The sequence below is a fragment of the Pseudarthrobacter sp. rb genome, from assembly GCF_056389225.1.
On record NZ_JBWJAR010000012.1, the window covers coordinates 25,026 to 38,140 of the forward strand.

A 13,115-nucleotide genomic window follows, 5' to 3' on the forward strand; every position below is an offset into this window, starting at 1 on the left:
GGTTCTCCTGTTCGTTTCCTGCTTTTGAAAATTACAGCCAAGGGAGGACACGGTCAGCCGCCGGGCGGGTGGCCTGGATCAGCCGGGCATTGGCTTCATCGGGCCCGGTGGCCCAGGCAACCGCTGCGTCCCGTTCCATGCCGAACGAGATGTGCCGGTCCACCAGCCGCTGCAACCGGAGCGGGGGCGGCGTTTCGAGGAACCACACTTCGTCCAGCTGCGCCCGCACCTCCTTCCACGGCTCCTGGTCCGCCAGCAGGTAGTTGCCCTCCGTGATCACCAGCGGGACTTCGGCCGGGACGGCGATGGAGGCGGCCACCGGCTCGTCCAGGGTGCGGCGGAACTCTGGTGCGTACACCACTGCCTCGTCCCGCTGCGCCAGGCGGCGCAGCAGCGAAAGGTAGCCGCCGGCGTCGAATGTATCAATGGCTCCCTTGCGCTGCCGGAGCGGGGTCCCTTCGATGATCGCGTTGCCTAGGTGGAAGCCGTCCATCGGCACCACTACCGAGGTTCCGGGGCTGAACTGCTCCTGCAGCCAGGCGGCAAAGGTGGACTTGCCGGACCCCGGCGCCCCGGCGATGCCCAGGATGGTGCGCGTTCCGGGCAGCAGCCGGCGCCGCAGCGCATCCACGGCCATGGCGATCTCGGGGGAGTGCATGGCAAAAGCCTAGTCACCGCTGCGCACCCGCGGCGCATCTTTTTGGGCCGGCAACACTTTCAGGCCAGCGGCGCAGCCCACGATCCCCGCAATGAACAGCAGCTTCACCACGCTGAAGGGCTCAACGCCCGTGGCCATCGCCCAGCCCACCGTCAGCGCGGCGCCGATGCCCACCCAGATGGCGTAGGCGGTGCCCAGCGGGATGTTCCGGATGGCCATGCCGAGGCCCAGCATGCTGAGCGTTGCGGTGACGGCGAAGACGATGGTGGGCACGGGCCGGGTGAACCCGTCGGACAGGCCGAGCGCGGTGGCCCAGACCGCCTCCAGGACGGCGGAGGCCAGCAGCACCAGCCACGGAAGGCTGCGTTTCAACATCACGCCACCACCTTGAGGCCGACCACGCACGCGGCGATTCCGGAGAGCAGCAGCAGGCGCGCCGCCGTCGGCCGTTCAACCTATGGTGCCCAATCCCACCAGCTGCGCCGGGAGTCAGACCGTGGGGCCGTTCGGGTCGATGGACACCACGGCCAGGAAGCCGCGGCCCAGGATTTCCGGGGAATCGCTGTCCGACCCCACGACTGTGTCGTATCGACCAAGCTCCAGTGGTTCCCCAGCGCTTTCGCTGACCTTCGCCTGTCCCTGCAGCAGAACCCCCAACTGCCCCTCGAACACGGGGTGGGCGCGCTTTTTGGACAGCTCAATGATGGAGGTAAAGCCCTTGAACGCCCCGGTCCGGGTGATGACGTTGAGGTCGCGGATGTCACCCGTGGGCAGCTTGGCCCCGGTGGCGGCGCCGCCGTCGAACCGGAACGGACGGTACTTCTCCAGGGGCTGTTCCGCGCCGTCCACGGTGAGGAGCAGCAGTTCGCCCTCGATGACCGTCAGGACGCGCTCCATGCCCGGAAAAGGCGAAAAGTCGCCTGCCTTGGCCACGTCCGCGATACTCAACCTCCAGTCCCACCCGCCGTCGGGTGAAGCCTGGCGGGCAATTTCCCTGGTCACCCCGCCGCCGTTGCGCCATGGTTCGGCCTTGAGGTCAGCGAAGCGGATGATCTGCATCAGCCCAGCCTAGTTCCCCGCCAGGACCGCTCATCGCAGTTGTGTCCGGTCCCTGCTAATCTCCTCCGGGGGGTCAACACGAAAACAGCCTGAAGGAGCCCGGGAATGTTCGTCAAAGTGTGTGGTCTCAGCACGCCCGAATCTGTCCGCGAAGCAGTGGACGCCGGCGCAGACGCCGTGGGGTTTGTCCTCACCGCCAGCCCCCGCGTTGTCTCACCGTCGCAGGCAGCCTCCCTGCTGGCCGGGGTTCCGGAGAGCGTCACCCCGATCGGAGTCTTCCGCGACGAGCCCACCGCCGATGCCATTGCCATCGCCCGGGCCGCGGGCCTGGAATGGATCCAGTTGCATGGCGGCCGGTCACGCGCAGACGTGGCAACAGTGCACGACGCCGGCATGAAGCTGGTCAGGGCCATCACCATGGGTGCGGGCCAGGACGAGTTCGAAGACTGGGGTGAGGACCTGCTCCTGATCGATGCCGCCGTACCGGGCTCCGGTGAGTCCTGGGACTACGCCTCCGTGGCGGCCCTGCCCGTGCTTCAGGGACGGAACTGGCTGCTCGCCGGCGGCCTTGAGGCGGCGAACGTCGGCCAGGCAGCAGCCGCCGCGCACGCCTGGGGCGTGGACGTTTCCTCCGGCGTTGAAGCGACCCGCGGCGTGAAGGACCTGGCCAAGGTCCGGGCGTTCGTCCAGGCTGCGAAAGCGGCTGCCACGGTTTAGCCGCCCAAGCCTCTGGTGGCCCGGGCGGATCAGGGTCAGGGGAGGATCAGGGATGTCCCCGATCTTTTGGGCCGAAGGCCTTTTTGTCAGGGGGTCAAGGGCACAATGGGTGCATGAAGACACTTTTGAACATCATCTGGCTGGTTTTTGGCGGCTTCTGGCTGGCCCTGGGCTACTTCCTGGCGGGTGTGGTCTGCTGCCTGCTGATCGTCACCATCCCGTGGGGCATTGCCTCATTCCGGATCGCTGCCTACACGCTGTGGCCGTTTGGCCGGATGGTGGTGGACAAGCCCGGCGGCACAGGTGTCTTCCCGCTGCTGGGCAACGTGATCTGGCTGCTGGTGGCCGGGATCTGGATTGCCATTGGACATGTGGTGACCGCGTTCGCCATGGCTGTGACCATCGTTGGCATCCCGCTGGCCATCGCCAACCTCAAGCTCATTCCGGTGTCCCTGATGCCGCTGGGGAAGCAGATCGTGCCCAGCACCACGCCTTTTGCGAGCACCTATCCCCTCAGGACCTACCGCTAGGCGGGACGTACCGCGTCAGGTAGGAAGTACCGCCAGGCAGGACTCCCATCCCGCAGGACCGCCGCTTACTGCCGGGCGGTGGCTTCCCGTCAAAGGTGCCGTCCCGTCACAGCGGGCGGAATGTCCCGTCCCGCAGGATGGCTGCCGAGTCGCTGTCGTCCAACTCAGCGGCGATGTCCACGTCCTCCGCGTAGCCAGCTCCGGACAGTTCCCGGCCGCTGGCGCACTGCTGGAGCGTTTCGCGCAGGCGCGGCTCGGCCGCTTCGAAGACAGCCATGGCCGCCACTGCCTCCGGAGCATAGCCGTGCCTGCCGTCCCCGGCCTCATAGCCGCCCTTGCCGGAGGCCACCAGCCCTGCGATGAAAGCTCCGGCTCCGATCTGGTCCTCCACGGCAGGGCGGAGGGTGCCGTCCGGCCAGCGTTCGCCCGCGGCGATCACCGCCACCACTGCATCGCCGGGAAGGTTGGCGGCCACCCAGTCTGCCGTGGCCGCGGCGTTCCGGAGGCATACTGCGGCCACCAGTGGCACCTCCGCCGCCAGGGCATGGCAGAGTTCAGAACCGTTGGGGGAGGGCAGGACCACCCGCTCCAGCGAGGCGGCCGCGCGGAGGCTGGCGGGGGACAGGCTCAGTCCGCCGCCGTTCCGGGGGCCTGCCAGCTGGGCCTGGTGGTGGGCGGCGAAGTCCTCTGCAGTGGTGTCCCGCCAGCGGTAGGGGAAGACGTCGGCGCCCCGGTCCAATGCCACGCTGACGCAGGTGCCGAAGGACAGGACGTCCACCACCACGGCTATGTCGGCCCCGGAGACCACCGTCCTGGCCCCATCCAGACCCCAGTCCAGCCGGACCGTGAAGGGCAGCTGCCGGTGCGCCGCGTTGGCGGAGTACGTGTGCCGTTCGCTGCTGCCGGGCGCGTTCACTTCAATTCGCCGTTCAGGTTGCGGTGCGCGGCGTCCTGCCACAGTTCTTTGGCCCGCTGGTGGCGGAAGAGCGGGTCCAGTTCCAGCAGGTGGCGGACGACGGCGGCCCTGCCGGCTGCGAAGTCGGCGTCGCCGATGTGCGCGTAGTCTTTCCGCACGGCAGCAACATAGCGGGCGTACTCCTCCGGTTCGCCGCCGAGAATTGAGAGGTCGGCGTCGCAAAGGAGGGCGCCGTCGTCGTCACCCGGTTCCGGCCGGTGGTCCGAGGTCAGCCGGACCAGGCGTGCCACTTCAGCCACCTCTGCCTCCGGAAGGCAGGCGTCGGCAAGCCGTTCCTCTGCCAGCCGTGCCGACTCCTCCTCATCCATGCCCGCTGCGCCGCGGTACACGGCGTCGTGGAACCAGGCAGCCAGCAGCACGGTCCGCGGTGCTTCAGCCGGTTCGGTGAGCAGGTCCAGCGCCTCCAGCACGGACAGCAGGTGGGTGCAGCCGTGGTAGTGGCGGTGCGGTTCGCTCCACCGGTCCAGCAGGTCCAGGAACAGGGCGTCGTGGCCCGGCATGATGGCTTCCCAGCGGTTCAGGAGGGGGACCTTCAATGACTTGTTCCGCCGGCGTGCCGGGATCCGCAGTCCGCTGGCAATGAGCCTGCGGACCAGCACCCGGCCCTCTACCGACACCGCGCCAGCCGCCACCAGGTCATCAAAGCGGCGTTCCGGCACGTCGTAGTGGTCGCCGTCGAACGCCCGCTCCGGAATCCCCGCGGCGGCAGCGAAGGCGTGCAGCTCGTCCAGGGACGCGTCCGAGACCAGGTGCGAAAAGTGTGTTCCGTGTGCAGGCCACAGCGGCGGGTCGATGTAGATGGCCATGGAAGGAGTCTAGTGCTGCCCTTCCGGCGGACGCCGTTCAGCCGCGTGGCACGTTCATGACCGCTGCTGCGTCTTAAAACGTGCCCTCACCCCTCATGTGCGGACTAGAATCGCCGAATGGCACTTATCCGCGTTTCAGAGGCCGCCCGTTTCCTGGGGGTAAGCGACGATACCGTCCGCCGGTGGACGGAGCAGGGAACCCTCACCGCGCTCCGGGACCCCTCCGGCCGCCTGGCGGTGGACGGGCTGGAACTGGCAACGCACGCGCAGAAGCTCGCCCAGCTCCCCGATGACCCGAAGAGCGGCAGCAGTTCGGCGCGGAACCGGTTCGTGGGCCTGGTTACCAATGTCATCACGGACAAGGTCATGGCGCAGGTGGAACTGCAGTGCGGGCCCTTCCGGGTGGTCTCGCTGATGAGCAGCGAAGCCGTGCGTGAGCTGGGGCTGGAACCTGGTGCCGTGGCCACCGCGGTGGTCAAGGCAACGACCGTCATCATCGAGTCGCCGAAGGGCCGGGCCACCGCATGAGCCGGCAATCCCTCCGGTCCGCGGCTTCCACCCTCCGGGCCGCCGTCCCCGCACTGGCTGTGCTGCTGCTTGCCGTCCTGTCCGGCTGTGCCCCGGCGCCCAGCCCGGACGCGGGAACACGTTCCGGCACCGCCCCCGGTTCCGGCACCAAACCGGCAGGCGCCATCACCGTTTTCGCGGCCGCCTCACTCAAACAGACCTTCACCGAACTCGCGGGCACTTTCGAAGCGGAACATCCGGGCACCACGGTCACCTTGAGCTTCGCCGGGTCCTCGGACCTTGCCAGCCAGATCAACCAGGGCGCGCCCGTTGACGTCTTCGCCTCCGCGGACACGGCCAACATGCAAAAGGTGCAGGACGCCGGCCTCACCGACGGCACGCCGGAGGACTTCGCCACCAACACCCTGGCCATCGCCGTGCCGCCGGGCAACCCGGCGAAAGTCGCATCCCTGCAGGACCTGGCCCGGCCGGGCATCAAGCTGGTGACCTGCGCCCGCCAGGTCCCGTGCGGTGCTGCCACAGCCAAAGTGGCGGAAGCGGCGCGGGTCGCGCTGAGCCCGGTCAGCGAGGAAAACGCTGTCACTGACGTCCTGGGCAAGGTCACCTCCCGGGAGGCGGATGCGGGGCTGGTCTACGGCACGGACATCAAGGCTGCCGGGACCAAAGTGGCGGGCGTCCAGTTCCCGGAGGCGGGGAGTGCAGTCAACACCTACCCGATTGCGGGCGTCGCCAACGGCCGGAACAGGGCCACCGCCCAGGCGTTCGTGGACCTGGTCACCGGTCCCGAGGGCCAGAAGGTCCTCGCCGCGGCGGGGTTCGGCCCCGCTGGTTCCGGCCCGGCCGGTTCCAGCCCGGGCAGCAAGTGATACAGCCGCCAGGGAGGCCGCCCCGGGCGCGGCCGCGCACCCAGGCCGCGGCCTACTCCGGCATCCCCGCGTGGGTCCGTGCGCTGGCAGTCCTGGCGGCCGTCGTCGTCGTGCTTCCCCTGCTGGCGATGGTGCTGCGCATTGACTGGGCGCAGTTCATCCCGCTGGTGACGTCGGAGCCGTCCCTGACGGCGCTGGGGCTGAGCCTGCGGACCTCGGTGGCGAGCACCCTCCTGTGCATCCTGCTGGGGGTCCCCCTGGCCCTGGTCCTTGCCAGGGACTCCTTCCGGCTGCGGGGGCTGCTGCGCTCGCTGGTGCTCCTGCCCCTGGTGCTTCCCCCGGTGGTGGGCGGGATCGCCCTGCTCTACACGTTCGGCCGCCAAGGGCTGCTGGGGCAGACCCTGGAGGTGCTCGGGCTGCGCATCGCCTTCTCCACGACGGCGGTGGTCCTGGCACAGACGTTTGTGGCGCTCCCTTTCCTGGTAGTCAGCCTGGAAGGGGCGCTTCGCACCTCGGGCTCCCGCTACGAGGCCGTGGCCGCAACGCTGGGCGCGCGCCCGGGCACTGTCTTCCGGCGCGTCACGCTCCCGCTGGTCCTGCCAGGACTGGCCTCCGGCGCGGTCCTGTCCTTCGCCCGCAGCCTGGGCGAGTTCGGCGCCACGCTGACCTTCGCGGGCAGCCTCCAGGGGGTCACCCGGACCCTGCCGCTGGAGATCTACCTGCAGCGGGAAACGGACCCGGACGCCGCCGTCGCGCTGTCCCTGGTGCTGGTGGCCGTCGCCGTCGCGGTGGTGGCGCTCGCGTACCGGCAGCCGGCAGCGGCACGTGCCGGAGCAGGACAACGGACGACGGCGGCCGCACCGGCCGGAGGGGGCGTCCGGTGACGCTGTCCTTCCACGCAGCCGTGGCCGGGCGGGGTTTCGACGTGGACCTTGCCGTCCGGCCGGGCGAATCGGTGGCCGTCATGGGCCCCAACGGCGCCGGCAAATCGACCCTGCTGGCCAGCATCGCGGGCCTGCTGCGGCCGGACAGCGGCCGGGCCGAACTCAACGGCAGGACGCTCTTTGACCTCGACGGCGGAAAGCCCGTCTGGCTGCCTCCCCATCACCGCGGCACCGCCCTGCTCGCCCAGGAACCCCTGCTCTTTCCCCACCTGAGCGCGGTGGACAACGTCTCGTTCGGGCCGCGCAGCGCCGGCGTCCCCCAGCGGGATGCGAAGGCGCGTGCCCTGCGCTGGCTGGCGGATGTGGAAGCGGAGCATCTCGCCGGGCGCCGTCCCGCCGAACTCTCCGGCGGCCAGGCCCAGCGTGTTGCCGTGGCCCGCGCGCTCGCCGCCGACCCCGCACTCCTGCTGCTGGATGAACCGCTGGCCGCCCTGGATATCCATTCCGCACCGCTGCTGCGTCGCCTCTTCAAACGGGTCCTTGCGGGGCGGCAAGCCATCATCGTCACGCACGATGTCCTGGATGCGCTGGTGCTCGCGGACCGCGTGGTCATCCTGGAAGACGGGAAGGTTGCAGAGGAGGGGCCCACGCGTGCCGTGCTGGAACGACCGCGCAGCTCCTTTGCTGCCGGACTTGCCGGACTGAACTTCATCCCCGGCGCCCTCGACGGCGCTGGCGTGCGCACCAGCCAAGGCCTGCGGATCGCGGGGCACGACGAAGAACTGGGCGACTCCGGGGAACCCGGCCGGCTGCCCGGGCCGGGCGGTCCGGGCGTGGCCGTGTTCCCGCCGTCGGCCGTGTCCGTGTTCCTCGACGACGCCCACGGAAGCCCGCGGAACTCTTTTGCTGTGACCATCACCGACCTCGAGCCCCATGGAGACCAGATCCGCGTCCGCGCCGGCAGCCTGGCCGCCGATATCACGCCGGCTGCCTCTGCGGACTTGGGCCTTGCTCCCGGGATGACGGTGCACTTCGTGGTCAAGGCTGCCGCCGTGTCGGTGTACGGCACATAGCGCCAGGACCGGCCGGTGCGGACCGGCCGGTGGGCCGGAAGGACTTCCGGCTCTGGACAGCCGTTTCGCCGTGGGCAAACATGGCAGGGGAACCTCGCCGCGCAAAGTTGAGCGTAGTACACTCAACTTAGTCAACAAGCCCCCGAAAGGAGCTCTCTTTGGACGTCAAATTCACCACCAAGAGCCAGGAGGCTCTTTCCGCGGCGGCAATGAACGCCTCGACGGCCGGCAACCCGCAGGTTGAGCCGGCCCACCTCCTCAAAGCGCTGATGGACCAGCGTGAGGGCGTCGCCGTTGCGCTCCTTCGCGCCACCGGCACGGACCCGGACGCCGTCAGCGTCCAGGCCAGCAGCGCCATCAAGGCCCTGCCCGCCACCTCCGGCGGCTCCAGCCAGCAGGCGCAGCTGTCCCGCCCGGCCCTGCAGGCCATCCAGCACGCCAAGGAGGAAGCGGACCGGCTGGGCGATTCCTTCGTTTCCACCGAGGTGCTCCTGGTGGGCCTCTCCGCCGGCAATGATGCTGCTGCACGCCTGCTGCGTGAAGCCGGTGCCTCACGGGAGGCGCTGCTCGCGGCCCTCCCCGGCGTTCGCGGCGACCGCAAGGTGGACAGCCCCGACCCCGAAAACACCTTCCAGGCCCTGGAGAAGTACGGCACGGACCTTACTGCCATGGCCCGCGCCGGCAAACTGGACCCTGTGATCGGGCGCGACTCCGAAATCCGCCGCGTGGTGCAGGTGCTGTCCCGGCGCACCAAGAACAATCCGGTGCTGATCGGCGAACCGGGCGTGGGCAAGACCGCCGTCGTCGAGGGCCTGGCCCAGCGGATGGTGGCCGGCGACGTCCCGGAAAGCCTGCGCGGCAAGACGCTCATCTCCCTGGACCTTGGGTCGATGGTGGCCGGCGCCAAGTACCGCGGCGAGTTCGAGGAGCGGCTGAAGGCGGTCCTTGAGGAGATCAAGGGCTCCGAGGGGCAGGTGGTCACGTTTATCGACGAGATCCACACCGTGGTGGGTGCCGGGGCCACCGGTGATTCCTCCATGGACGCCGGCAACATGCTCAAGCCCATGCTGGCCCGCGGTGAGCTCCGCCTGATCGGTGCCACCACCCTGGATGAGTACCGCGAAAACATCGAGAAGGACGCGGCCCTGGAACGCCGCTTCCAGCAGGTGTACGTGGGCGAGCCCAGCGTGGAGGACACCATCGGCATCCTCCGCGGCCTGAAGGAACGGTACGAAGCACACCACAAGGTATCCATCGCCGACTCCGCCCTGGTGGCCGCCGCTACCCTGTCCAACCGCTACATCTCGGGCCGTCAACTGCCGGACAAGGCCATCGACCTCGTGGACGAGGCCGCGTCACGCCTCCGCATGGAAATCGACTCCGCTCCGGAGGAGATCGACCAGCTGCGGCGTCAGGTGGACCGCCTCACCATGGAGGAACTGGCACTGTCCGGAGAATCGGATCCCGCATCCGTGGAGCGGCTCGCGGCACTTCGCGCCGACAAGGCGGACAAGGAAGAGGAGCTCTCGGCCCTGAACGCCCGCTGGGAAGCGGAGAAGGCCGGCCTTAACCGGGTGGGTGACCTGAAGGCCAAGCTGGACGAACTGCGCTCCGCCGCTGACAAGGCTCAGCGCGAGGGCGACCTGGAGGCTGCGTCCCGGATCCTCTACGGGGAAATCCCGGCCCTTGAGCGCGAGGTGAACGCCGCTGCCGAAGCCGAGGCCGCCGTGACGGACAAGTCCGCGCAGATGGTGGCGGAGGAAGTCACCGCGGAGGATATCGCCGAGGTCATCTCCGCCTGGACTGGTATCCCGGCCGGCCGCATGCTGCAGGGTGAAAGCCAGAAGCTCCTCCACATGGAAGAGGAGCTGGGCCGGCGCCTGATCGGCCAGTCCAAGGCCGTGACCGCAGTGTCCGACGCCGTCCGACGCGCGCGGGCCGGCATCAGCGACCCCAACCGCCCCACCGGCTCCTTCTTGTTCCTGGGCCCCACGGGCGTCGGCAAGACCGAGCTGGCCAAGGCGCTGGCGGACTTCCTGTTCGACGACGAACGCGCCATGGTGCGTATCGACATGTCCGAGTACGGCGAGAAGCACAGCGTCGCCCGCCTGGTGGGGGCCCCTCCGGGATACGTGGGCTACGAGGAAGGCGGCCAGCTGACCGAGGCCGTCCGCCGCCGTCCGTACTCCGTGGTGCTGCTGGACGAGGTGGAGAAGGCGCACCCGGAGGTGTTCGACATCCTCCTGCAGGTGCTCGACGACGGCCGCCTCACCGACGGGCAGGGCCGCACCGTGGACTTCCGCAACGTGATCCTGGTGCTGACCTCCAACCTGGGCAGCCAGTTCCTGGTGGACCAGTCCCTGGACGCCACGGCCAAGCGCAACGCGGTCATGGCCACGGTGAACGCGTCCTTCAAGCCGGAATTCCTCAACCGGCTCGACGAAGTGGTGCTGTTCGACGCCCTCACGGTGGACGAGCTGGCCCACATCGTGGAGCTGCACGTGGAGGAGCTGGGGCGGCGGCTGCGCGAACGGCGCCTCACCCTGGAAGTCACCGACGGCGCCAAGGCATGGCTGGCATTGTCCGGCTACGACCCCGCCTACGGCGCCCGGCCGCTGCGGCGCCTGGTGCAGCGTGAGATCGGCGACCGGCTGGCCAAGGCCATCCTTGCCGGTGGGATCAGCGACGGCGACACCGTGGTGGTTGATACCGCCGCTGACCTGGGCGAACTCACCGAGGGCAACGTCGACGCGCTGACGGGTGCCCCGAGCTCCGGCCTCTCAGTGCGGCGGAAGGACTAGCCCGCCGATTGGATATGGGAGTGCTGCCCTGGCGGTTTAGCCGTCAGGGCAGCACGCTCGCGTTGATCACGTTGCCGCCGTCGGCAGTGACGTAGCAGTCCACCCTGCGGTCCCCGGACTCCCAGCTGGTGTTGCTTGGATAGCTGCGCTGGTAGTTCAGCTGGAACTGCTTGGCCGCCGGGCCGAGTTTCGCTGCCTGGCACACTTCCAGGGCCTTGGCCTTGAGCGGGTCTGCCCCCGGATACTTGGCGCTGTCCGGGTAGTGGAGGGTGGCCACCAGCTGTGCGGAATGGCCCGTGTCGCATGGCACCACCGTGGACGCCAAGGCCTGGGGATCGAAGTCCTTGAAGCAGTCACCTACCGCGTAGTCTGCAGGCGCAACGCCGTCCCGGGGCAGCGGCTGGGGAGTGGCCGGCGGAGTCACAGCGGTCTGCAGCACGCCCGGCGCTGCACTTTTCGCTGTGTCGGTGCCGGGAGCAGAGTTCAGCCACACGGCGAGCCACACCAGCGAGCCGGCAACGGCGAGGATGACGACGATGAGGAACGCTTTCCAGAACGCCGGCCTCCTGTTGGCCCGCTTTTCGGGCCCGGGATCCTGGCGCGGCTGGGACCAGGTCACAGACTCCGGAGCGAGTGCTGAACCGGCGTCCCCGCCCTGGACTGTTGGCAGGCTTCCGGTCCGGGGTGGCAAGGCTGGTTTCGGCGGGATGTCCTGGTGGTTCACGGGTGCGCATCCTCCTGGGTTTGGTACCGCGGCTCGCCAAAGGCCACACAAAATCGGCAGTTCTTAAGTGACTCTACCGAAGAAAAATCCCGGAATCCCGCGGGCGCAGGTGCGTGATGGTACCCCACGCGGGCGGCCGGGCCATGAGGCGGCAAGCAGGGCCCGCCGAAAGCATGTAATCTAGGTGTACGACAAATTGACCAAACATTCCGGGGCCTCACCGATCGCCAAGGTGACCACCTCCGGTCCAAGTACAAAAGGGGGTCACGCCATGGGGCGCGGCCGTCAAAAGGCAAAAGCTACCAAGCAGGCTCGGGACATTAAGTACTACTCCCCGAACACTGACTACTCGGCACTTCAGCGTGAGCTGACGGGTCCGGGCAGTCGTTCGACGAGCCGTTACTCGAATGAGCCGGTTGAACCGGACTATTCGGCTTATGTGGATAAGTACGCGGATGATTTGGATGACGATGACGACGAGGTAGACAACCGTCGCATCGGCTAGTTGTCGCCGGCAGCGACTGCCCCTTTAGGCAGTTTGCACGCCAGTCTCAATAATCTTCGCCTCGCTGCTTTTTCTGCAGCGCTATCGGTGCTGACCGCAGTCAAAAAGGTCCGTTGGGACCACACCTGTTTCCGGTGTGCCCCCAACGGACCTTTTGCCGTTCCCGGCTAACGTGCGCGGCGCCTGACGGGCATGAGGGTCATGGGAGGCCCATCGGCCGCCAGGAACGGAAGCATAAGGCTGGTGAGTATTGCGGGCTGCTCAAACGGCAGGCCGTGGGACGCCCCGGGAATCACCGCCAGCTGCCCATTGGGCAATGCCTCATACAAGGAGACGGTATGAGGCAGGGTTACAATGTCGTCGTCCCCCACTGCCACCAGTACTTGCTGCTGGATCCGCGAGACCTGGGACGTAGTGAGCGAAGGCTCGGTGCTGATCAGTTGCATCCCTTTCCGGGCCACCGCCTCAAAATGCCCGGGTCCGTCAGGAGAACGCTCGGCGTAGGCCCTGGCGAGCTCCTGTAACACTGGCGAGTCCGGGTCCATGTCCACTCGATGGATGCCGTCCACGTGGTAGTTGGTGCCGATGATGACCATTTTTGCCACCAGGTCCGGCCGCGCCAGTGCCACGAGGAGGGCGATGATGCCGCCGTCGCTCCAGCCGACGAGGTGGGCGGGGCCGGCGGCCACCCTCTCGAGGACGCTGACTGCCTCCCGCGCCATATCGCTGTAATGGAAGTCGGCATCGGTGTCGGCGGTGTATCCATGGCCGCGGCGGTCGAAGGCGATGAGACGGTAGTGTTCCGCGAGTCCGGTGCCAATAGTGCCAAGAAGGGCATCACTGTTGCTGAGGCCGCCGTGCAGCAGGAGCAGTGGAGCGCCATTGCCGCCGCGGTCCTCCAACCAGGTCGGGTGTCCATCAATGTCTACGATGCCGGCCATGTGTTCTCCCGTTCCGGATTGACGTTCTGCCGATGATGCCGCTGATC

Annotated in this window: 15 protein-coding genes and 1 pseudogene; 8 read left to right on the forward strand and 8 right to left on the reverse strand. The window is 68.2% G+C overall.

The window, feature by feature from the left end; all coding sequences use genetic code 11:
- Positions 1 to 31 precede the first annotated feature (31 nt).
- The 4 genes and pseudogenes from ACWRN3_RS15575 to ACWRN3_RS15590 all read right to left on the reverse strand — a co-directional run bounded on the left by ACWRN3_RS15575 (position 32) and on the right by ACWRN3_RS15590 (position 1,717).
- On the reverse strand, positions 32 to 658 hold the full coding sequence (locus tag ACWRN3_RS15575; protein WP_476741218.1) for a nucleoside/nucleotide kinase family protein: 627 nt from the start codon (positions 656 to 658) through the stop codon (positions 32 to 34).
- 9 nt (positions 659 to 667) lie between these two features.
- Positions 668 to 1,033, reverse strand: a complete 366-nt coding sequence (locus tag ACWRN3_RS15580; RefSeq protein WP_255175670.1) for a DMT family transporter — start codon at positions 1,031 to 1,033, stop codon at positions 668 to 670.
- Positions 1,033 to 1,113 (reverse strand): annotated as a pseudogene (locus ACWRN3_RS15585) (QacE family quaternary ammonium compound efflux SMR transporter); the annotation flags it as partial. The pseudogene ACWRN3_RS15585 and the gene ACWRN3_RS15580, both read right to left, overlap by 1 nt.
- Before the next feature lie 34 nt (positions 1,114 to 1,147).
- A complete protein-coding gene (locus ACWRN3_RS15590) occupies positions 1,148 to 1,717 on the reverse strand; it encodes a HutD/Ves family protein (protein ID WP_255173462.1) in 570 nt (189 codons plus the stop codon).
- A 105-nt stretch (positions 1,718 to 1,822) separates the two neighbouring features.
- Between ACWRN3_RS15590 and ACWRN3_RS15595 the strand changes: the two genes are divergently transcribed.
- Both ACWRN3_RS15595 and ACWRN3_RS15600 read left to right on the forward strand, forming a co-directional pair.
- On the forward strand, positions 1,823 to 2,434 hold the full coding sequence (locus ACWRN3_RS15595) for a phosphoribosylanthranilate isomerase (protein WP_255173461.1): 612 nt from the start codon (positions 1,823 to 1,825) through the stop codon (positions 2,432 to 2,434).
- Between the two features lie 113 nt (positions 2,435 to 2,547).
- Positions 2,548 to 2,964: a YccF domain-containing protein gene (locus ACWRN3_RS15600; protein ID WP_255173460.1), complete on the forward strand. Its 417-nt coding sequence runs from the start codon at positions 2,548 to 2,550 to the stop codon at positions 2,962 to 2,964.
- Between the two features lie 106 nt (positions 2,965 to 3,070).
- On the opposite strand, the gene ACWRN3_RS15605 is transcribed toward ACWRN3_RS15600, so the two are convergent.
- On the reverse strand, positions 3,071 to 3,880 hold the full coding sequence (locus ACWRN3_RS15605) for a 2-phosphosulfolactate phosphatase (RefSeq protein WP_255173459.1): 810 nt from the start codon (positions 3,878 to 3,880) through the stop codon (positions 3,071 to 3,073).
- Entirely contained in the window at positions 3,877 to 4,746 is an 870-nt protein-coding gene (locus ACWRN3_RS15610; RefSeq protein ID WP_255173458.1) for a DUF4031 domain-containing protein, read from the reverse strand. Before ACWRN3_RS15610 ends, ACWRN3_RS15605 begins: the two co-directional genes overlap by 4 nt.
- Positions 4,747 to 4,863: 117 nt before the next feature.
- On the opposite strand from ACWRN3_RS15610, the gene ACWRN3_RS15615 reads away from it, so the two are divergent.
- The 5 genes from ACWRN3_RS15615 (at position 4,864) to clpB (ending at position 10,898) form a co-directional block, all read left to right on the forward strand.
- Positions 4,864 to 5,274, forward strand: a complete 411-nt coding sequence (locus tag ACWRN3_RS15615) for a TOBE domain-containing protein (protein ID WP_255173457.1) — start codon at positions 4,864 to 4,866, stop codon at positions 5,272 to 5,274.
- Entirely contained in the window at positions 5,271 to 6,140 is an 870-nt protein-coding gene (gene modA / locus ACWRN3_RS15620) for a molybdate ABC transporter substrate-binding protein (protein WP_476741219.1), read from the forward strand. The genes ACWRN3_RS15615 and modA overlap by 4 nt, the downstream gene beginning before the upstream one ends.
- A complete protein-coding gene (locus ACWRN3_RS15625; RefSeq protein ID WP_476741220.1) occupies positions 6,137 to 7,024 on the forward strand; it encodes an ABC transporter permease in 888 nt (295 codons plus the stop codon). The genes modA and ACWRN3_RS15625 overlap by 4 nt, the downstream gene beginning before the upstream one ends.
- Complete coding sequence (locus tag ACWRN3_RS15630; RefSeq protein ID WP_476741221.1) at positions 7,021 to 8,097, forward strand: sulfate/molybdate ABC transporter ATP-binding protein; 1,077 nt, start codon at positions 7,021 to 7,023, stop codon at positions 8,095 to 8,097. The genes ACWRN3_RS15625 and ACWRN3_RS15630 overlap by 4 nt, the downstream gene beginning before the upstream one ends.
- A gap of 158 nt (positions 8,098 to 8,255) precedes the next feature.
- Complete coding sequence (clpB, locus tag ACWRN3_RS15635; protein ID WP_324643280.1) at positions 8,256 to 10,898, forward strand: ATP-dependent chaperone ClpB; 2,643 nt, start codon at positions 8,256 to 8,258, stop codon at positions 10,896 to 10,898.
- A gap of 43 nt (positions 10,899 to 10,941) precedes the next feature.
- On the opposite strand, the gene ACWRN3_RS15640 is transcribed toward clpB, so the two are convergent.
- Positions 10,942 to 11,622 carry a septum formation family protein gene (locus ACWRN3_RS15640; protein WP_476741222.1) on the reverse strand — a complete coding sequence of 227 codons (681 nt, stop codon included), beginning with the start codon at positions 11,620 to 11,622 and terminating at the stop codon, positions 10,942 to 10,944.
- Between the two features lie 271 nt (positions 11,623 to 11,893).
- Here ACWRN3_RS15640 and ACWRN3_RS15645 point away from each other — a divergent pair, with 271 nt between their 5' ends.
- Positions 11,894 to 12,127, forward strand: coding sequence for a DUF3073 domain-containing protein (locus ACWRN3_RS15645; RefSeq protein WP_159635036.1), 234 nt, complete (start codon positions 11,894 to 11,896; stop codon positions 12,125 to 12,127).
- Between the two features lie 167 nt (positions 12,128 to 12,294).
- Here ACWRN3_RS15645 and ACWRN3_RS15650 read toward each other — a convergent pair whose 3' ends face one another.
- Positions 12,295 to 13,068: an alpha/beta fold hydrolase gene (locus ACWRN3_RS15650; protein WP_476741223.1), complete on the reverse strand. Its 774-nt coding sequence runs from the start codon at positions 13,066 to 13,068 to the stop codon at positions 12,295 to 12,297.
- Positions 13,069 to 13,115: the final 47 nt, after the last annotated feature.

Excerpts from the sequence above, each read along its gene's own strand:
- ACWRN3_RS15575 (WP_476741218.1), bottom strand. The coding sequence starts at position 658 with ATGCACTCCCCCGAGATCGCCATGGCCGTGGATGCGCTGCGGCGCCGG.
- ACWRN3_RS15580 (WP_255175670.1), bottom strand. The coding sequence starts at position 1,033 with ATGTTGAAACGCAGCCTTCCGTGGCTGGTGCTGCTGGCCTCCGCCGTC.
- ACWRN3_RS15590 (WP_255173462.1), bottom strand. The coding sequence starts at position 1,717 with ATGCAGATCATCCGCTTCGCTGACCTCAAGGCCGAACCATGGCGCAAC.
- ACWRN3_RS15595 (WP_255173461.1), top strand. The coding sequence starts at position 1,823 with ATGTTCGTCAAAGTGTGTGGTCTCAGCACGCCCGAATCTGTCCGCGAA.
- ACWRN3_RS15600 (WP_255173460.1), top strand. The coding sequence starts at position 2,548 with ATGAAGACACTTTTGAACATCATCTGGCTGGTTTTTGGCGGCTTCTGG.
- ACWRN3_RS15610 (WP_255173458.1), bottom strand. The coding sequence starts at position 4,746 with ATGGCCATCTACATCGACCCGCCGCTGTGGCCTGCACACGGAACACAC.
- ACWRN3_RS15615 (WP_255173457.1), top strand. The coding sequence starts at position 4,864 with ATGGCACTTATCCGCGTTTCAGAGGCCGCCCGTTTCCTGGGGGTAAGC.
- modA (WP_476741219.1), top strand. The coding sequence starts at position 5,271 with ATGAGCCGGCAATCCCTCCGGTCCGCGGCTTCCACCCTCCGGGCCGCC.
- ACWRN3_RS15645 (WP_159635036.1), top strand. The coding sequence starts at position 11,894 with ATGGGGCGCGGCCGTCAAAAGGCAAAAGCTACCAAGCAGGCTCGGGAC.
- ACWRN3_RS15650 (WP_476741223.1), bottom strand. The coding sequence starts at position 13,068 with ATGGCCGGCATCGTAGACATTGATGGACACCCGACCTGGTTGGAGGAC.